The organism is Bradyrhizobium niftali, from assembly GCF_004571025.1.
GTDB classification, from domain to species: domain Bacteria; phylum Pseudomonadota; class Alphaproteobacteria; order Rhizobiales; family Xanthobacteraceae; genus Bradyrhizobium; species Bradyrhizobium niftali.
The window spans coordinates 358549-378224 of the sequence record NZ_SPQT01000003.1 but is presented as its reverse complement, the minus strand read 5'-3'; the positions used below and the strand labels follow the sequence as shown (position 1 = coordinate 378224).

Sequence of the window (19676 nt, the reverse complement as noted above, 5' to 3'; positions counted from 1 at the left end):
GACGTGGATATCTGGTTCATCGTCAGCAACACCATCGTCCTTGCGTGCATATACGGCACGCTCGCGATCGGAATTTCGATCACGTGGTCGAGCCTCGGCCTGCTCAACCTGTCCTATGGCTTCATATTCGCATTCGCGGGTTATGGCGCATGGCTGTTCGCCCAGCATGTCTCCACATGGGGGCCTGCAGTGCTGGCCGCGGGTATCCTCTCCGGCGCGCTCGGAGGTGTAATCATCTGCGCGGTCGGGTTCATACCGATCCACGACAAACCGAATTTCACCATCCGGGGTCTCATTGCGACGCTCGCGATCAATCTCATCGGCACACAGTTCCTGCTCTGGTGGTTCGGTCCGCGGTCGAAGAACCTGCCGGAGATCTTCGGTAACTGGTCGGTATCCTTATCGGGTGCGGTCTTCACGGCGGATAAGGTCGGGAACGTAGCGACCTCCGTTCTGATATTGGCGGTCGTTCTCAGGTGGATGCAATCGAGTCGCCGTGGCCTCGAAATCCGAGCCATGATGATGAATCCTCATGCGGCATCTATCGTCGGCATAGGCGTTCGGCGAACCTCCTTCTACGTCATGGGCATTACCGGCGGATTGGCAGGCCTCGCGGCGGTTCTGCTGTCACAGACCTACTACATCTCGCCGTTCGGCGGACTGATGCCGATGATCAAGGGCGTCAGCATTGCGCTTTGCGGCGGGCTCGGCAGCGTGCGCGGCGCGGTCATTGCCGCGATCGTGCTCGGCTTCAACGAGGCGCTGACAGGCATGTCGATCGGCGGTCGCTACGTTCTCGTCACCCAGTTCGTCGTGATCATCGTCATCCTCTTGGTCCGTCCGCGCGGCATCGCCGGGCTGCTCGACAAGGCGAGGGAGGCCTGAGCTATGTCCCTTGATAGCGGCATCAAGTGGCGCAATCCGCTCTTTGTCTGGGGCGGCAAGCGCGACGTCGAAGAGCTTCCGACCATTCCGTTCCGAAGCCATCAGGAGGTCTGGGAAAAGACGCGCCAGTCGAGAACAAAGCTGAACCCGGTCGGCCGCCTGCGCTATTACTACAAGTGGCCTAGTCATGGCGGAACGATGTGGAATCGTCTTCGCTACTGGCCGACGCGCCGCCGGGTGCTTCGCATGCCCGGGGATTACAATGCCAAGACGTTGCGTGCGGAGAAGACGATCGTCGACAAGCGGCCCATCTGGTGGATGCTGGGGCTTCTTGCGCTGGCGATCGCTCCCCTGTTCACGCCCGGCGACCTGCAGAACACGCTGCTGACGGCGGGCGCCACGTTCGGCATCTATTCGGCTATCAGCCTGTGCTGGATGCTCATCATGGGCACTGCGGGCGTCTTCTCGCTCGCCACTTATGCAGTGATCGGGACCGCCGCGTTCGTGACGGCACTGCTTGCGGTCAAGTTTGCGATGCCCTGGTGGTTGTTGCCGCCGATCGGTGCGCTGGTGGGGCTCGTCTTCGGCGGGCTCATCGCTCTGCCGGCCACGCGGCTCGACGGATTCTACTATGCGCTTCTCACCCTTGGGCTCAACGAGCTCTGCCGGGTCTACTTTGTGACGTCGAAGGAGTTCGGGTCCGCGAATGGCGGCCTGTATGGCGCGAGGACCTATATACCGGAAGACTGGTCGCAGCTCGGTCAGCTGCTGCTGGCGTATTATGCCTGCTTTGGGCTGATGCTGCTCGCGTTGTTGCTCTACCGGTTCGTCAACGGCCGCCGGCTTGGACGCATCCTTCGTATGGCCCCCGAAAAGCGCGAGGCCTTCGCCGAGGCGACCGGAGTGAACTTCCGCCAGGCGCGCGTGTGGGTATTCCTCATCTCGTCGGCGGCGCTGGGCTTCATCGGCGGATTCTATACCTCGAATTTTGGCGGCGTTGCGTTCTCGATCTTCAACTTCGATACCGTCTTGCTCGGGCTCGCCATGCTGGTGATCGGCGGCGTCGGACGTGCGGAAGGCGCGGTGGTCGGTACCCTGATCGTCGTGTTCTTCGACCAGGTCCTGAACACGTGGGGGCCGGCGCGCTTCATGATCATCGGTCTGATCATGCTGCTGGTCGTGCTCTACCTGCGCAACGGGCTGTTCGGGATCAAGGCGCAGTTCCGTGCGTGGCGCGACAAGAAGAAGAGCGAGCGACGCTCGACGCGGGCGGAGAAGGGCGGCGAGATGCTACCTGAGGAGGCGACAGAAACCCAGGACAAGAGCGTCATCTATCAGCGGCGCCACGACAAGATGACTCGCGATCATCTCAAGACGCTGGTGTCGCCGGAGATCATAGAGGAGCATCGCCACTCCCTCAACGGGCAGCACAGCGAGGCGCTCGAGCGGCTGTTGATCTATTTCCGTACCCGTCCCCAGGTGGAGAAGTACGCGATCATTACCGTGGAACGCTTCGAGGGGTACCGGATCGTGGCGCTGTCCGGTCATCGCGGCGTGGCGCCGCGCGTGGTCGAGGACAGGATCTACTCGACGCCGGATGAAGCCTGCCACGGCGTCTTCATGCGGCGCGTCCAGGACCTGCTGGAGTCCTGATCGGATCACGGATGAAGCTGCATCCGATCTGTGCAGCGGATATTGGGCTCGCAAAGAAGGGAGTTGGTGGTGACACCGGTCAGACTTTTTGGCTACACGGACAGTATCTCGGTCAAGCCGGGCGAGACCATCCAGTTTCATGTCAACGCGGAGGGGACGGACACGGCTGAGGCGCGGCTGGTGCGCCTAATCCATGGCGATCAAAACCCCATGGGGCCAGGCTTCGTCGAGGAAGAGGTGGCATGCACCGCGAATGGCAGGTGGCGGGTCGAGCCGCAATTCACTCAGGTAGGATCGTTCCTAGAGGTCGAAGACTCCGAGGGCCGGCTGGCCTTTGCAAGCAGCTTCACCCTGTTCGCCTTCATCCACCCGACTTGGCCCGCGTCCGGAAAGCGCCAAACTATTGTCGGCCGATGGGACGACGACAGAAAGCAGGGTTACGGGATCGGCATCGATGAGAAGGGCTGTCTGCAGTTCTGGATCGGATGCGGCGAAGAGATCGAGCGCCTGACCGCCAACGTGCCGCTGCAAGTGCAGATGTGGTATTTCGTAGCCGCGACCTTCGATGCCGAGACCCGGCATGCGACCTTGCACCAGATCGGGGTCGGCAACAGGTACAACGGCCTGTTGGGCAAGGTCGCGCTGGTGGATTACGAGTCCCGCACATCTGCGATCTTCCGAAGCAAGGCCGGCAACTTGGCCTTAACTCCGTTTTTGATGGCAGGTTCGCGTAGCCGCGACGCCCAGAAGCGTGCGTGCGTGTCGGAGCTATATTGGGGCAAGATCGACCGGTGCGGCGCGTTTGATCAGGCTCTGCAGCCCGCCGAGCTCGACACGATCAGGAGCGGGCTCGTCCCCGCGATGGACAGCTTGGTCGCGTACTGGGACACAAGCGCGGGGTACACCGACCGCGGCATCGGTGATCTCGTGGTCGACGTCGGTCGGCACAAGTTGAATGCCCGAGGATACAACCGGCCCGTCCGCGGTCAGACCGGCTGGAACTGGGAAGGCTTCACCGATTGTTTCCGTCTGGCTCCGCACGAGTTCGGGGGGATCGAGTTTCATGGCGACGCGCTGACGGACTGCAATTGGAAGGCGACCAAGGTCGTGACCCTGCCGCTCGGTCTCAAAAGCGGCTGCTATGCCATGAGGCTGCGCTCCGGCAGGGAAAAGAGCTTGATCGAGGAGCATGTCGTCTTCTTCGTGCGCCCGGAAAGGCCGCGGGCGCGCGTTGCATTCCTGTTTCCTACTCTCACTTATCTTGCCTTTGCGAACGAGCGCCTGAGCTTCGATCATCCGGAACGCGAGGCTTTAACGGGTCGGCCGGCTGTGCTGTCCGATATCGACATCGAAATGTACATGCGAGCCGATCTCGGGCTGTCGACATACGACATGCACGCCGACGGCAGTGGCGTGTGCTACAGCTCCTATCACCGTCCGATTATGAACATGCGGCCGAGATACCGGATGCCGAGCCTCGATGTCGCGTCGGGACTGGCTGCAGATCTATCCGTCATCGCATGGCTGGACCAGAGCGACTTCGAGTACGAGGTCCTGACCGATGAGGATCTGCATCGCGACGGGCTGGAGGCGTTGTCGCCATACGCATGCGTTATCAGCGGAACGCGCCCGGAATACTACACCGAGCGCATGCTGGATGCGACCGAGGATTATATCGCCGACGGCGGCCGTTACATCTATGCAGGCGGCAACGGCTTCAATGCCACGGCGGGAATTCGGGACGGCGAACCATGTATCATGGAGTGTCGGCGTCGCGATGACGGCTACAAGCCGTGGGTATCGCGCTACGGCGAGCACTACATGGCAACAGACGGGATGCGTGGTGGTCCCTGGAAGGTGCTCGGACGGGCAACCCAGAAGCTGGTGGGGATAGGCCTGAGCAGTTCGGGCGGTGGACGAAGCGAACCATACCGACGGATGCCCGACAGCTATCATCGCACCGTGTCCTGGATCACCAAAGGGGTCGATGGCGAGATCATCGGCGACTTCGGTCTCGCCAATAACGGCGCCGCGGGGCTGGCCCTCGACTATTACGATCGCGCCCTGGGTACGCCGCCGCACACCAGGATCATCGCATCGTCGGGGGGGCACACAGACAGCTATGTCGTGAACCAGCAGCTCGTCCTTTATTCATACCTCGGTCTCTATGGATCATATGACTGGCGCGTTCACGCCGACATGACTTACTTCACGGCGCCCGATGGCGGAGCCGTGTTTGCATGCGGCTCGGCCGCATTCGCGCAATCGCTGCCGGTCAACAATTTCAAGAACAGCGCATCCCGCGTGCTGACAAATGTCGTGGAGGCATTCGTGGGCGCCGGCAGGTTGCCCGGGTTCGCCTGGGTCAATGAGGAAAAGCAGTGGGCCTGAAACAGGCGTCGCAGAATGGCGTGCCGGTACGCCCCGGCCGACATGCTTCACGTCAGGCATTTGCGGTTCTGGAGAGTTGAGAATGTTGCCTCTCGAGTATGACAGGTCCCAGGACCGCGACATCATCGTCCGGGATCGGTTCGACGGCTTCCGCCGCGAGTTTTTGCGGACACTCGTGACTCCCGAGGTGATCGAAGAGCACCGGCGGTCGCCTCTGGGACAGCACAGCGAAAGGCTCAAGCGACTGTTGATCTATTTCCGTCAACGACCGCTCGACGAAAGATATGCGGTCAGGGCCATCGAGCCGTTCCGCCGTTATCAGGTGGTCAAGCTGTCGGGGCGTCGGGGAGTTCCACCGCGTGTGATTGATACTGCCATCTACACGTCGGCGAACGACGCCTGTCACGGCCTGTTCATGCGCTGCATCCGCGACCTTCTCGAAACCTAGAGCACACGCTGGACGGGGCAGGGCGCCTTGTTCGGCTTCTCGATTGGAAACTCCGCACCATGGCGCAGATCAAGATATTCGGCTACGCAGACAAGATCTCGGTGAAGCCGGGCGACACCATACAGTTTCATGTCAGTGCCGACGGCACGTCTACCGCTGACGCCCACCTCGTGCGCCTGATCCATGGCGACGAGCATCCGCATGGTCCGGGATTCATCGAGGAAGAGATCGACTGCGTCGCCAACGGCACCTGGCGGGTCGAGAAACAGTTCACGCAGGTCGGAGCCTTCCTCGAGGTTGCCGACCCCGATCGCAAGCTCGCGCTCGACGGCAGCGTCACGCTATGTGCATTCATCTGGCCGACATGGCCCGATGTCGGGCACCGGCAATGCCTCCTGGGCCGCTGGGACAACGACAGGAATCACGGCTACGGCCTCGGGATCAATCCGAGCGGCAGGCTGGAGTTCTGGATCGGTCGTGGAAGCGAGATCGACTATCTGCAAGCAGAGCTGCCGTTGCAGAAGCAGGCCTGGTATTTCGTCGCGGTCACCTTCGATGCGCGAAGCGGTCGCGCCACCCTCTACCAGGAGGGCGTCGCGAACCGCTACAACAGCCTGCTCAGCAAGGTCGCGCCGGTCGAATATCGCTCGCACGTGTCGGAGGTGTTCCGGTTCAGGCAGAATAACCTGCTCGATACGCCTTTCCTCGCAGCCGGTTCGCGCGACTGGCACGCACTACGCGGTCACTTTGTCTCGCAGCTCTACTGCGGCAAGATCGATCGTTTCGGTGTGTTCGATCGCCCGCTGGGTCGCGAGGAGCTCGATGCGATCCGCTCAGGCGGGCAGCCCCCATCGGACGGCATGGTGGCATACTGGGACACAACGAAGGGCTACACCGACAACGGCATCGGCGATCTCGTGGTCGACATCGGACCAAATCGCCTCGATGCGAACGGCTACAACAGGCCGGTACGCGCGCAGACCGGCTACAACTGGAACGGTCGCAACGACTGTTTCCGTCTCGCCCCGCATCAATACGGTGGCATTGAATTCCATGCCGACGCGATGATCGACAGCAACTGGAAAGTCACAAAAACGCTACAACTTCCCGAAACGCTGCGCAGCGGCGCCTACGCGATGAGGGTGCGCGGTGGCGACGGCAAGGGCCTTGCCGAGGAGTACATCGTTTTCTTCGTCCGGCCGCGCGTGCCGACCGGACGCATCGCTCTGCTGTTTTCCACGGCAACCTATATCGCTTATGCCAATGAGCGGTTCGCGACCGACGGCCAGATTGTGCAGCCAATGGCCGGTCAGCCGCCGACGATCTCCGAGGTCGACATTGAAATCTACGAAAATCCGGAATTCGGCGGGGGCTGCTACGACTCGCATGCAGATGGCGCAGGCATCTGCTATTCGAGCTATCGCCGCCCGCTGGTGAACATGCGGCCGAAATACCGGATCTCCGCGTTCGATCTGCCTTGGAATTTCCCGGCTGATCTCTCGATCTTGGCGTGGCTCGAGCACAAGGGCTACGACTACGATGTCTTGACCGATGAAGATGTGCATCTTGAGGGTGTCGCCGCAATGGCCCCCTATGCGTGCATTCTTAATTCCACACATCCCGAATATCATTCCGAGCGAATGCTCGATGCCCACGAAGATTACATCGCCGGCGGCGGACGCTTCATCTGCATGGGGGCGAACAGCTTCTGCTGCAATGTGGCATTTCGAGATGACGAGCCGTGGATTATGGAGTGCCGCAAGACCGGCGGACACTGGATCGCCTGGGCGGCACGGCCGGGCGAATACTACCTTGCCACGACGGGGCAGATGGGCGGAATTTGGACCGGCTTCCAGCGCTGGGGGCAGAAGCTGGTCGGCAACACGTTTGCCGGCGAAGGCTTCGCCCATAGCCAGCCTTACCGACGGATGCCTGACAGCTACGATCCTACGTTGGCCTGGGTCACCGAAGGAATCGAGGGCGACATCATCGGCGATTTCGGTCTGGGCAATGGTGGAGCGGCCGGCATCGAGATCGACTGCTACAAGCTGGGGTTCGGCACGCCACCCAACACCAAGATCATCGCATCCTCGGGTGGTCACCCCGACAACTACATCGCCCATGACGAGGAGGGTGCGCACGCGCATCAGGGTTTCAGCGGGACGCACAACTACATCCTGAGGGCCGATATGGTGTACTTCGAGGCGCCGAATAACGGTGCGGTGTTTGCAACCGGATCCATCGCATTCGGAAGTGCCCTTCCTATCAACGGCTTCGAGAACAACGTCTCACAGCTCCTGAGCAACGTGGTGAACGCGTTCGTCAAGCCGGGTCCGTTGCCCGGCTCGAACAGAACTAGGGAAACTACAGCAGGGCTCGAGCGAGTCGCTCCCTAGGAAGGTCCCAATGATTGACTTGCACTACGCGCCAACCCCCAATGGTTGGAAGATCTCGATTCTGCTGGAGGAACTCGGGCTACCGTATAGCGTCGTCCCAATCGATATTCGCGCCGGTGAACAGTTCAGGCCAGAGTTTCTCGCTATCAGCCCGAACAATCGTATTCCAGCGATCGTTGATCGCGCGCCGGCTGACCGCGGCGAGCCTATTTCTGTATTCGAGACGGGTGCCATCCTGATCTACCTGGCCGAGAAGACGGGACGCTTTCTGCCAGTGGATGTGCGTGGTCGTAGCCGGGTTTTACAATGGGTGATGTGGCAGATGGGCGGTCTTGGACCGATGCTTGGTCAGCACGGTCATTTCCGTCTCTATGCGCCGGAGAAGATCCCGTATGCGATTGACCGCTATCAGCGTGAGGCGACGCGACTATATGGTGTGCTTGACGCTCTATTGGGCAAGACCGGGCGCTTTGTTGCTGGCGACGAATACACGATAGCCGACATGGCCTGCTTCCCGTGGACGATGACTCATAAAGCGCAGGGTTTCACACTCGAGGACTATCCGAACGTCAAGCGCTGGTATGCGGAAGTTCGCGAACGGCCGCAAGTGCAAGCCGGCCTTGCGGTCGGCAAATTCGTGAAGGAGCCGTTTTCCGACGAAGCAGAGCGAATCATGTTCGGCGCATCCAGGGTCGTCGCTGAATGAACGGTGATGGAGGCCTCTGGCGATTGAAAATGGAGATGCAGGCTCGCAGCATCGCGTACCGCAGAGATGGAGAGTGTAACGATCGATGATCGAGTTTTTCTTCGACTGCTCAAGTCCGTGGACCTACCTCGCCTTCCACAACATTCAAAAACTGGCGAAGAAGTTTGACGAGCCGCTTTCGTGGCGGCCCGTGCTGGCTGGCGGCATCTTCAATGCGGTCAATCCGAGCATTTATGCCTCGCGCGAAAATCCGATCGCGCCGAAAGCGCAGTACATGCTGAAAGATCTCGCCGATTGGGCTCGTTCGGCCGATCTTGTGATCAAGATGCCACCGACGGTCTTTCCGGTGAACAGCGTAAGGGCGATGCGGGGCTGCGTCTGGCTCGGCAGCGACGGGATGGTCCCGTTCGCAACTGCCGTGTTCGAAGCCTATTGGGGTGAGGACAAAGACATCTCCCAGGATTCTGTGCTGACGGACATCTGCAAGAAGGTGAGTGTCGATCCTGGAGAGTTTTTCCGAGGCATCAACGAAGCGGCGGTCAAGAACCAGCTTAGATCAAACACTGACGAGGTAATCGCGCGCGGGGGATTCGGATCGCCGACAATCTTCATTGACAGAACCGATATGTATTTTGGCAACGATCGTCTGCCCATGATCCGCGAGGTGTTGGAGCGCCGGAACCGGTACCGGTCGGTCGGCAATATTGCCCCCTAAGCTAGCTAGGGGCGCTGCACAGCTTCTCCACTGTACCCGGCTGTTCGAAACGAGGGCAAGGCATGCGCATGGCGCGACACGGTCGCGATTAGTTTCGCGGTGTCACCCAATCACCACGCAAACCGGGGTTCCGGAACCTGGATCGGTGGACGGATTTCCCATTCAAGAACTGGCAGAAGAGCTCCAGCTGCTTGACTTCGGCCTCGAAAGCCGAAAACCGATGGTTAGATCGCAAGGCGAATTGAATGTCGGTACTGGTGGTTGCATCTTCCCGATTTGAATCTACTCGCCGATCGTCTTGGCGGTGACGGATCGCGCAAACGGCACAGCCGCGATAAGCCTGTGCGGTCTTGTGACCCGAGAGAGCACGGCCCTGGTCGTCCGTCAGTCGGTTTCCTCAAGTTCGCTCATGCCGCCTGTCGACAGGCATCAACGGCGAACAGCTTTGAAGCGCCGTTGATCTTCTTAGCGAGCCCAAGAGCTCGCGGGCCGAAAGTCTCTTGGTCGTGAGTTTTTCTCACACGTTCCTGCGCACTTTTCCGATCCCCGCGGCGGCCATTCGCAATTAGTGTTCAGTACAACGATCACAAATAGAGACTAGGGAGCGAACATGCTGCTGCATTGCAGCTTTGGCCAAAGGGGGGCGTCATGAGCGCAGTTCCTCAAGGCTCTATCACAGGCACTTTCGATAGCCGGGCACATCTAGGCAACGCGTTGATGCTCGTCGATCGCGCCATCGGAGCAAGCGTTGAGGCTTGTGCCGCTTTGTTGGTCGCGGCGGAAATCGTCGTTCTGTTTGCGGGTGTGGTCAGTCGTTATGTGTTCCATAGTCCGATCCTCTGGACCGACGAATTAGGGTCCTTTCTCTTTCTCTGGCTGGCTATGCTTGGTGCTGCAGTCGCATTTCGCAACGGCAGCCATATGCGCATGACCGCAGTGGTGTCGCTGAGCGGCCCACAGCTATGGCCACTGTTCGAAAGTGTTGCGCTCGCAGCGAGTCTTGCCTTCATCCTAATGACGCTGGGACCGGCGCTCGAGTTCGCGCATGAGGAAATCGTAATCACGACGCCGGCGCTCCAGATTTCGAGCGCCTGGCGCGCCAGCGCGCTGCCAGTTGGCCTCGGTCTGATGCTGATCACTGGAGTTATCTCCATGCTCCGCTCGCCGAGCCGTATGGCCAGTATGGTTGCGATCTTAGTTGTCGCTCTGGTGGCGGGCGCATTTTATAGCTCTAGCGGAACGCTTCCGAAGTTGGGGAACTACAATCTTCTCCTGTTCTTCGTCGGGCTTGTTGGCGCTCTCGTATTGGCTGGTGTGCCAATCGCATTTGCATTTGGGCTTGCGACGTTTGGATACATCGCACTCACGACGCGGCTTCCGACCCTTGTGGTTATTGGTCGGATGGACGAGGGGATGAGCCATCTGATCCTTCTGGCTGTTCCCTTGTTTGTCTTTCTTGGCCTGCTGATCGAGATGACAGGCATGGCGCGGGCAATGGTCGGCTTTCTGGCCAATCTGCTCGGACACGTACGCGGTGGCTTGTCTTATGTGCTCGTCGGCGCGATGTATCTCATGTCGGGAATCTCAGGTTCCAAAGCTGCAGACATGGCAGCTGTTGCGCCTGTGCTCTTCCCGGAAATGCGATCGCGCGGCGCAAAGGACGGTGATCTTGTTGCTCTCTTGTCCGCGACAGGCGCACAGACCGAAACGATCCCGCCCTCAATTGTGCTGATTACGATCGGTTCTGTTACCGGCGTATCCATATCCGCGCTCTTTACGGGCGGAATGCTTCCCGGAGCGGTGCTTGGTGTCATGCTCTGTTTGCTCGTCTGGTGGCGTTACCGGCGCGAAGATCTCAGCGCCGTAACGCGGCCGGCTCGCAAAGAGATCTTACGATCGCTAGGCTTTGCCCTTCCGGCTCTTGCGCTACCCTTTGTCATCCGCGCGGCAGTGGTGGAAGGCGTAGCGACAGCGACGGAAGTATCGACCATAGGCATCTTCTATGCCGTCATAATCGGTTTGCTGTTCTATAGGCAGTTTCCGCTGGCGCGCGTGTACCCGATGTTGGTTACGACAGCTGCGCTATCCGGCGCCATCCTCCTCATCATCGGCGCAGCTACCGGCATGGCGTGGGCGCTGACGCAGTCCGGATTTTCGGCAACGCTGGCGGCAACGTTCAAGAGTCTGCCAGGCGGTGCACCGACGTTCCTAATTGTGTCGGCGATCGCGTTCATCGTGCTCGGCTCCGTCCTCGAAGGAATTCCAGCAATTGTGCTGTTCGGACCTTTGATGTTTCCGATCGCGCGGCAGGTCGGCGTCCATGAGGTTCACTACGCGATGGTTGTGATTCTCTCCATGGGCATCGGCCTTTTCGCGCCACCTTTCGGCGTTGGCTACTATTCGGCATGCGCAATAAGTCAGATCCATCCGGATGCAGGTATCAAGCCGATCGGAGGCTACATCGTCGCCATGTTGGTCGGCCTGGCTTTTGTGATCGCCATTCCGTGGATATCGATAGGATTCCTGTAATGCAGGCTGAAGATAGGCGTCTCACGTTGAATTGGCCGATCTCGCCTCGCCCTCGTTCACGGCTCGCGGAGATCTGCCGTGCGACGCGACGATCCGCTGGAGTTTCATAAGACATGGTCAGCACCCGCATCGAAGTTGACTACCTCCTGGAAACGCACGGGGAGGTCCAGCGCGTCGCCGAATTCATGGCGGGCGAGCAATCGAGTGGTACATTCGTCGCGATCCCGGGCGAAACGCCGGAGCTCAAGGAGAGGGTGGCAGCGCAGGTCACGCGGCTGGAAATCCTCGACCACGCTGTGGAAGGGCCGTCGCTGCCGACCCGAGTCAAGGTCGAGTCGGAAGCGCGGTTCAAGCGCGCCTTTATCACCCTGTCCTGGCCTTTAGACACGCTTGGCCCGTCGCTTCCGAACCTGCTGGCTACCATTGCCGGCAATCTTTTCGAACTCGGCTCTGTAACGGGCCTTCGTCTTCTAGACATCCGCTTGCCGGATGCATTCGCCGCTGCTTATCCCGGGCCGCAGTTCGGCGTGCAGGGTACCCGCCGCCTTGCCGGCGTGGAAGCGCGACCGATCATCGGCACGATCATCAAGCCGAGCGTAGGACTTGGGCCGGACGAGACGGCCTCCCTCGTCAACGAGCTCTGCTCTGCCGGTATCGACTTCATCAAGGATGACGAACTGCAGTCCGACGGACCAGCGTGCCCGTTCCACCTGCGCGTCGAGAAGGTCATGCGCGTGATTGATACCCATGCTCAGCGCAGCGGAAAGAAGGTCATGTTCGCTTTCAACTTGACCGGGGATCTCGACCAGATGCGCCGGCGCCATGACACGCTTTTGAAGCATGGCGCGACTTGCATGATGGCAAGCCTCAACTCCGTTGGTCTCGTCGGGATGATCGAACTGGCGCGCTTCGGCCAACTGCCTATTCACGCGCACCGGAATGGCTGGGGCTATCTCTCGCGTCATCCGATGCTCGGATGGTCCTACACCGCCTGGCAAAAGATTTGGCGACTTGCCGGCGCGGATCACATGCACGTCAACGGTATTGGCAACAAATTCGCGGAGGAAGACTCAAGCTGCCTCGCTTCGGCCCGGGCTTGCCTCGCACCGATGTTTACCGAGAAGCCGTGCGTGGTCATGCCAGTCTTCTCTTCCGCGCAAGCGCCGCGATCCGCGCCAGCGACCTATCAAGGGCTCGGCTCGACCGACCTCATCGTGACCGCAGGAGGCGGCATACTGGCTCATCCCAAGGGTGCCGCCGCGGGAGTCGAGGCTATGCAGCAAGCGTGGCAAGCCGCTGTGGCGGGCGTCCCGCTCGACGATTTCGCACGTACCCGCCCAAATTTGCGCCACGCTCTGGAGATGGCTGCGTGACGTCGCCCCGCCCACTGCCTTCAGGTCCGCTCATCGCATATTACGGTGACGACTTCACGGGCTCGTCGGCGTCGATGGAGGCGGCAGCGTTCGCCGGCATTGAGACCGTTCTGTTCTTGACGCCGCCGACGCCGGAGCGTCTCGCCGCTTTCACCGGTTACCGCGTTATTGGCGTGGCGGGGATCGCGCGGGCTCAGTCCCCGCATTGGATGGACGAAACCTTGCCGCAGATCTTCGAGTTGCTGGCCGCGACAGGCGCACCCATCATCCATTACAAGGTTTGCTCGACTTTCGACTCGTCGCCAGAGATCGGCTCCATCGGCCGCGCGATCGATATCGCGAAAGCGCGCTTCTCTGGTTGGACACCGATGATTGTCGCCGATCCGAACATGGGGCGCTATCAAACGCTTGGCAATCTGTTCGCCGCCGCGCATGGGGCGATCTATCGGTTGGACCGTCATCCCGTCATGTCGCGGCATCCGGTCACCCCCATGAATGAGGCCGACCTAGCTCGCCACCTTGCCAAACAAACTAGCAGGACGGTCGGTTTGGTGGATTTCGTTGCGATGAAGCGAGGCCACGCCGACGCACGATTGGCGGCGGAAATACAGGCAGGGGCGGAAATCGTCTCCCTTGACGTGTTTGACGACGAGACTCTGATTGCCGCCGGACGCCTGGTGTGGGAGCACGGAATGCCGCACCGATTCTGTGTCGGGTCTCAGGGCGTCGAGGCAGCTCTGGCGGCCTATTGGCGGCATGCCAATCTTATTCCATCGACTCCCACCGTCCCTGCCGCCAAACCGGTGGACCGCATCGCGTGCGTTTCCGGATCAGTCTCCCCGGTTACTGCCACGCAGATCGAGTGTGCGCGCGCCGCTGGTTTTGCGACCATTCCGATAGATACCGCATGTGCGGTCGATGAGAGGGCCTGGTTAGGTGAAATTGAACGCACCACGTCGGCGGCAATCCACCATCTAAGCACGGGGCGTGATGTCCTGATCCATAGCGCTGCTGGGCCGGACGATCCGGCCGTTGCCGGGTTTAGATCCGCCGTTCAAACGGCGGGCGCATCAATCGAGAAGATGAATGAGCGTGTCGGCGAAGGGCTCGGAACGATTCTCGACCGCCTGCTTCTCGACGTACGCCTGTCACGCGTAATCATTTCCGGGGGGGACACGTCGGGACGGGCGGCCTCGCTCCTGGGCATCGATGCGCTTACGGCGATCGCGCCGTTGGCGCCAGGCGCACCGCTTTGCAAGGCGCATGCACGACGCGCCGATCGCGATGGTCTCGAGATCGCGCTCAAGGGTGGGCAGGTCGGAGCGGCCGACTTCTTCGTGAGAGCGAAGTCTGGCGGTGCATACAAGGGCAATTCTTAGTCGAACAGGGAGGGAATACATGAGGCTCAAAGATAAGGTCGCCATCGTCACCGGCGGCGCCCGAGGCATTGGACTGTGCGTCGCGCAAGCCTACGCCCGTGAGGGTGCGGCAGTCGTCATCGCTGACGTGAACGTGGAGGGCGCGAAAGCCGCTGCGCAATCGATCACCTCGGGAGACGCGCGTTCTCTCGGCGTGGGAGTCGACGTCGCCGATCAGGCGTCGGTGAACGCGATGATGGAGGAGACCCTTAAGACTTTCGGTCGAGTGGACATCCTCATGAATAACGCCGGTGTCGGCGGCAATACGCCGTTTCTCGACACCAAGCTCGAGGATTGGAATCGCATAATTTCCATCAATCTCACTGGGGCATTCCTTGTGGCGCAGGCGGCTGCACGTCAGATGGTGAAAGGTGGCGGTGGAAAGATCGTGAACATCGCCTCGCTCTCGGGACAACGAGGAGGCAATGGCCGCACGGCCTATGGCTCGGCGAAGGCCGGTCTTGAGCTTCTGACAAAGGTAATGGCCGTCGAATTGGCGCCGTACAACATCAACGTCAATGCAATAGCGCCGGGCGCAATCGAAACCGAAATGGCCAAGTTCGCGCACGATCAGGCGACACGCGCGGCGTACAATTATCTCATCCCGATGACAAGGTATGGCACGCCGGAAGAAATCGCCGATGCCGCCGTTTTTCTCTGTTCGGACGAGGCGCGATACGTGCATGGCCATACATTGAATGTCGATGGCGGATTTCAATCCGCCGGCCTGATGTTCGGTCCCGGTAAAGGGGTTCCACACAGTTGATCAGAGCGGCTTGTTCAGAAAACACAATTGATGGGAGGAAAGTTATGCAATCGATTTCCCGCCGAAGCTTCGCTATTCTCGGAGCATCGGCCACGATCGCCGCAGCCGTGCCGCTTCGATACGCAAGGGCCGCCGAATTCACGTTCAAGCTCGGCACCAATGTGCCGGATACGCACCCGCTGAATGTGTATGCGCGTAAAGCAGCCGACGAGATCAAGCAAGCGACGGATGGCCGGTTCGAATTGCAAGTCTTCGCGAGCAATCAGCTCGGCGGCGATACGGATATGTTTTCGCAATTGCGTTCCGGTGCTCTGGAGTTTTTCGCGCTCTCCGGTGTGAATATCTTATCGATGCTCATTCCGTCCTCGGCCATTTACGGCGTTGGATTTGCCTGGAAAGACTATCCGACCCTGTGGAACGCACTCGACGGCAAGCTTGGTGAGCATCTGCGCGGCCAGATCAACAAATCTGGCCTGGACGTAATGGAGAAGATTTGGGACAACGGCTTCCGTCAAGTCACGAACAGCGTCCGGCCGATTGTTACGCCGGCGGATCTGCACGGACTCAAGATGCGAGTGCCCGTGAGCGCGCTGTGGACCTCGCTTTTCGAAGCGCTCGGCGCGTCGCCGACTGGGATCAATTTCGCCGAGGTGTACTCAGCGCTTCAGACGAAGGTCGTGGACGGACAGGAAAATCCACCAGCCATCATCGCCGCCGCCAAATTGTACGAAGTTCAGAAATATTGTTCGCTCACGAATCATATGTGGGACGGCTGGTGGTGGCTGATCAATCGTCGTGCTTGGCAGAGCGTTCCGGCGGATATCCGGGACAAGGTCGCGACTATGGTCAATAGAAATGCTATGGCCGAACGCGAGGAGATCGCGAAGCAGAACGTGGCGCTCAGGGGTGATCTCGCGGCCAAAGGCCTCGTCTTCAACGACGTTGACCCTGCGCCATTCCGCGAAACCTTGACAAAGTTCGGCTACTATAAAAAGTGGCGGAGGAACTTTGGCGAAGAGGCTTGGGCTCTTCTTGAAGAATCGACGGGCAAGCTCGAATGAGTCTTGCTCGAACAGGCCAAATCCGATCTATCTTAGAGGATCAGAGTTGGTTGATTGCGGCACGCCATTAACCTGAGAGACTGGCGAAAGTCCCCGTGTTCGGCCGCAATTATCGCGTATCGCAAAGTTTAAGATAGCTTCGTAGGGCGAAGACTTACGGCAATTTGGAAAGCTCCCGGCACCGGGGTCGGCAGGATCGTTGCTGTCCCGCCGGTGCCGGGCTTGGCCGGTTGCAGGTGCAACCGGCTCGTTCACATGTTCAGCATGCGCCCGCCGTCGACCACGATCTCGCTGCCGACCGTCCATGCCGAGTCGTCGGACGCGAGATAGACAACCGCCTTGGCGACTTCCGCCGCGCTGCCGAAACGACCGGCCGGGATCCCTGCGATGATGTCCTTGTTGATCTGCTCGCGATAAGCATCGGGAACGCCGAGCTTATCGTAGAGGGGCGTGTCGATCGGGCCCGGGCTGACCGCGTTGAACCGGATACCGCGCTGCAGGAGTTCGGCGGACAGCGTCTTCGACAGGTTGAGGAAGGCCGCCTTAGTCGCCCCATAGACCGACGAGGTGGCAGCGCCGACATGCGCGCTGATCGAGGTGTTGAGTACGACCGACGCCGGATTGGCGAAGACGGGCAGCAGCGCCTGAATCAGGAAGTACGGCCCCTTCACATTGATCGCGAAGATCCGATCGAATACCTCCGGAGTCCACGATTCGATCGGCTGCCAGATCGAGATGCCGGCGTTGAGGAAGGCGACGTCCAACTGGCCGTAACGCTCCTTCACCGCGGCGGCAAGCGCCTGCTGCTCTTGGACGCTCGCGCTGTCGGCCTTGATGACGGGAACCTCGGAGCCGAGGACCGACTTGGCCTGCGCGATTGTATCAGGGTTGTTGCCCGTCACGATGACGCGCGCGCCCTCGTTCAGGAATTGTTTGGCGGCTTCGAGGCCGATCCCCGTTGTGCCGCCCGTGATGAGGGTGCGCTTTCTATTGAGCCGCGTCATGTATATCGTCCTTGTGATTGATATCTTTGCTACGACCCACAGGGCCGGCCATGGTCGCGGCCAAGCCCGTCGGGTATCCGGTAAATAGGCGCCGCGCAGACTGTCAGCACGCCGGATACGCTCAACTTCTTGCCCGATCGTCTCATCTTTCCGGTCGACGACGGGGCAGGCGCTGCTCGTGAGTGGCCAAGACGCGACGCGTTCGTCCACGCTGCGTCATGTCGGTCGGTTCGCTGATGTCGGGTAGACGGCGGGCGCGATAGTGAGGCCGTCAGTGCCACTTCAGAGATGTGACTGCAACGCGGTGAGTGACGCCACGGACTGGCATTGCGCGCTTTCGCGATCTTGGCCGGCGTGACGCTCGGCCGCTTGTTGCCGAAGTGCGCGAACACGCGGTTGGGATCGCGCCACCCCGGTATCGGTTTAGGACGCGCCGAATGCCGGCATCGCCAGCTGCCCTTCGAACGCCTGGATCCTCGAGCCGCGCAGGATCACCTGGATGAGGTTGGTGGCCTCCGGGTAGTTGACCGTCCGCGCGCTGCGGAGGGATGTGGTCTGGATAACCTCGCCGTTCCAGCCGTGGCTGCTCGCACAGGCGCCCTCGTAGAGCCGCAGGCCCCTAGATCCCGCCTCGTGCCTCGGCCGGTGGCGGGCTGTAGAGCGTCGAGGCGGCGAGTGCGGGCCGCGTGGGGTCGATCCTGGCGCCGGCGTCGGAGAACCTTGGCGGCACCGAACGGCGGTAAACCGCGATCGCGCACAGATCCCCGGCGTCAGCTTACTCAGCGGCAGGCTCACGACCTCCGCCATCGATCCGCTGGCGCGCCGCGACCGGGCGCATGCCCCGTCCGGAGCTAGCGCGCGATCTCGTCGGTCAACCAGCTCCCGCTCTCGCGATCGCCGGCACTGCCGTCGTGGTGCCGGGCATGAGGGGCGTCACGCGTGCGTCAGGAAATCCTGCGTGGTGATCGCGTTGGCGTAGAACGGCGCGATGTCGCTCAGGAACGCGGTCTCATGGTCGCTGGTGAAAGCCGCCGACGCGTCGTAAATGACGTTGGTGTGGTAGCCGAGGTCATGCGCGTTGCGCACCGTCGACTCCACGCACTGCCTGAGCGCGAAGCCCATCACGTAGATGTCGAAAATGCGGTTGTTGCGCAGGTAGCTGTCGAGCGTCGTCCCGGCGAAGGCGCTGCTGCCGCCGGGACGCTCGCCTACGACAAATTCGCCGTCCTGCGGTTCGAAACCGGGAAAGAAATCGGCCTGCTCGCCGAGAAACGAGCCGTAGACGGGTATCAGCTTGCGCAGGCTGTACTTGCCCTCGCCCAGCACCTTGAACGTCGGCTCGAACCGAAGAGAGACGTGGATTACGTCCATGTCGTCGCGGTGGCGGGCTTCTGCGAGGACTGTCCTGGAATTGGCGACGGCGGTGTCGAACTGCTCTCGGTCCTGGAACTGGCCGTTGATGCCGCCGGTGGGGGCCAGCCAGTCGTTCACATATTCGATAAGGATCAGGGCGCTCTTCTCGGTCCTGCCGGTTGCGATGTCGGTCATAGGTTTTGTCCTCTGTCGGAAAAGAATAGCTAGGCGCGGTCCCGCACCCGGCGACAGGCGACAGGCGTCAGGCGGCGGCGAGCGCCCCGTTCTGGCGCAGATGGTTGCGGAAGCGGTCGGCATAGTCGGGCACCACGGCGTCTTGGACGCTCGGCCGCGCCGCCAGGGCTGCGCGCCACGCTGAGACGCGCGGCAGGCCCTCGAAGACCGCCTGCGACACCGCCGGATTGATGATCCCGAAATAGCGGAAGAGCGGGGCATAGACCGCATCGACCATGCCGAAATCGGTACCGGCGAAATACGGCCCTACGCCCAGCTCCGCCTCCAACTTATGCAGCTTGTCGCGGAACGCGGTGCGCCGGGCGTCGGCGGTCGGAGCGTCGACGGCGTGGAGGAACTGCCAGCCGTCTGTCAGGGTCTGGGTCGCGAACTCGATCCATGCGCGGTGCCGGGCGCGGGCGAGCGGATCCTGTGGGTACATCGAGGCACCGTCCTGCGTTTCGTTCAGATATTCGCAGATCACCATGCTCTCGAAGAGGACCGCATCCTCTCCGTCGGGCTGGCGCAACTTGAGCACCGGCACCTTGCCGGTCGGCGACAGCGCCAGGAACCAGTCAGGCTTGGCTGACAGATCGACGTTGATCCGTTCGAACGGGACCCCCTTTTCCAGAAGGGTGATCGCGGCGCGTTGGACGAACGGGCAGAGCGGGTGGCTGATGAGGGTGAGGCTAGTGTCGGTCATGGGCGGCCCTTCGTCGAGATGATCCAGCCGGAGGCGCCGCC

The 19676-nt window shown here is 60.8% G+C and carries 15 protein-coding genes; 12 read left to right on the top strand and 3 right to left on the bottom strand.

The genetic code is table 11. The annotated features are described in order from the left end of the window. Positions 1 to 3: 3 nt before the first annotated feature. The 12 genes from E4K65_RS10500 to E4K65_RS10445 all read left to right on the top strand — a co-directional run bounded on the left by E4K65_RS10500 (position 4) and on the right by E4K65_RS10445 (position 16341). Positions 4 to 885 (top strand): branched-chain amino acid ABC transporter permease, encoded by an 882-nt coding sequence (locus tag E4K65_RS10500; RefSeq protein ID WP_135174080.1) that lies wholly within the window; start codon positions 4 to 6, stop codon positions 883 to 885. A 3-nt stretch (positions 886 to 888) separates the two neighbouring features. Beyond that, entirely contained in the window at positions 889 to 2538 is a 1650-nt protein-coding gene (locus E4K65_RS10495; protein WP_135174079.1) for a branched-chain amino acid ABC transporter permease, read from the top strand. Positions 2539 to 2607: 69 nt separating this feature from the next. Next, a complete protein-coding gene (locus E4K65_RS10490) occupies positions 2608 to 4929 on the top strand; it encodes a N,N-dimethylformamidase beta subunit family domain-containing protein (protein ID WP_135174078.1) in 2322 nt (773 codons plus the stop codon). A gap of 82 nt (positions 4930 to 5011) precedes the next feature. Beyond that, positions 5012 to 5377: a N,N-dimethylformamidase alpha subunit family protein gene (locus tag E4K65_RS10485; RefSeq protein WP_135174077.1), complete on the top strand. Its 366-nt coding sequence runs from the start codon at positions 5012 to 5014 to the stop codon at positions 5375 to 5377. 59 nt (positions 5378 to 5436) lie between these two features. Further along, a complete protein-coding gene (locus tag E4K65_RS10480) occupies positions 5437 to 7773 on the top strand; it encodes a N,N-dimethylformamidase beta subunit family domain-containing protein (RefSeq protein WP_135174076.1) in 2337 nt (778 codons plus the stop codon). 10 nt (positions 7774 to 7783) lie between these two features. Further along, complete coding sequence (locus E4K65_RS10475; RefSeq protein ID WP_135174075.1) at positions 7784 to 8479, top strand: glutathione binding-like protein; 696 nt, start codon at positions 7784 to 7786, stop codon at positions 8477 to 8479. 85 nt (positions 8480 to 8564) lie between these two features. Continuing rightward, positions 8565 to 9194: a 2-hydroxychromene-2-carboxylate isomerase gene (locus E4K65_RS10470; protein ID WP_135174074.1), complete on the top strand. Its 630-nt coding sequence runs from the start codon at positions 8565 to 8567 to the stop codon at positions 9192 to 9194. Between the two features lie 717 nt (positions 9195 to 9911). Next, positions 9912 to 11723: a TRAP transporter large permease gene (locus E4K65_RS10465; protein WP_235885576.1), complete on the top strand. Its 1812-nt coding sequence runs from the start codon at positions 9912 to 9914 to the stop codon at positions 11721 to 11723. Between the two features lie 113 nt (positions 11724 to 11836). Further along, positions 11837 to 13096, top strand: a complete 1260-nt coding sequence (locus E4K65_RS10460; RefSeq protein WP_135174072.1) for a ribulose-bisphosphate carboxylase large subunit family protein — start codon at positions 11837 to 11839, stop codon at positions 13094 to 13096. Then, positions 13093 to 14475, top strand: coding sequence for a four-carbon acid sugar kinase family protein (locus E4K65_RS10455; RefSeq protein ID WP_135174071.1), 1383 nt, complete (start codon positions 13093 to 13095; stop codon positions 14473 to 14475). The genes E4K65_RS10460 and E4K65_RS10455 overlap by 4 nt, the downstream gene beginning before the upstream one ends. A gap of 19 nt (positions 14476 to 14494) precedes the next feature. Beyond that, complete coding sequence (locus E4K65_RS10450) at positions 14495 to 15280, top strand: SDR family NAD(P)-dependent oxidoreductase (RefSeq protein ID WP_135174070.1); 786 nt, start codon at positions 14495 to 14497, stop codon at positions 15278 to 15280. Positions 15281 to 15324: 44 nt separating this feature from the next. Then, a complete protein-coding gene (locus E4K65_RS10445; protein ID WP_135174069.1) occupies positions 15325 to 16341 on the top strand; it encodes a TRAP transporter substrate-binding protein in 1017 nt (338 codons plus the stop codon). A gap of 251 nt (positions 16342 to 16592) precedes the next feature. Here the strand turns inward: E4K65_RS10445 and E4K65_RS10440 are convergent, their stop codons facing one another. From E4K65_RS10440 to E4K65_RS10430, 3 genes are all read right to left on the bottom strand, one after another. Further along, positions 16593 to 17345 carry an SDR family oxidoreductase gene (locus E4K65_RS10440; protein ID WP_135174068.1) on the bottom strand — a complete coding sequence of 251 codons (753 nt, stop codon included), beginning with the start codon at positions 17343 to 17345 and terminating at the stop codon, positions 16593 to 16595. A gap of 933 nt (positions 17346 to 18278) precedes the next feature. Beyond that, the gene (locus E4K65_RS10435) at positions 18279 to 18893 is read right to left on the bottom strand and encodes a cysteine hydrolase family protein (RefSeq protein ID WP_135174067.1); all 615 of its coding nucleotides are present in this window, start codon (positions 18891 to 18893) and stop codon (positions 18279 to 18281) included. A gap of 67 nt (positions 18894 to 18960) precedes the next feature. Then, positions 18961 to 19635 (bottom strand): glutathione S-transferase family protein, encoded by a 675-nt coding sequence (locus E4K65_RS10430; protein ID WP_135174127.1) that lies wholly within the window; start codon positions 19633 to 19635, stop codon positions 18961 to 18963. Positions 19636 to 19676 lie beyond the last annotated feature (41 nt).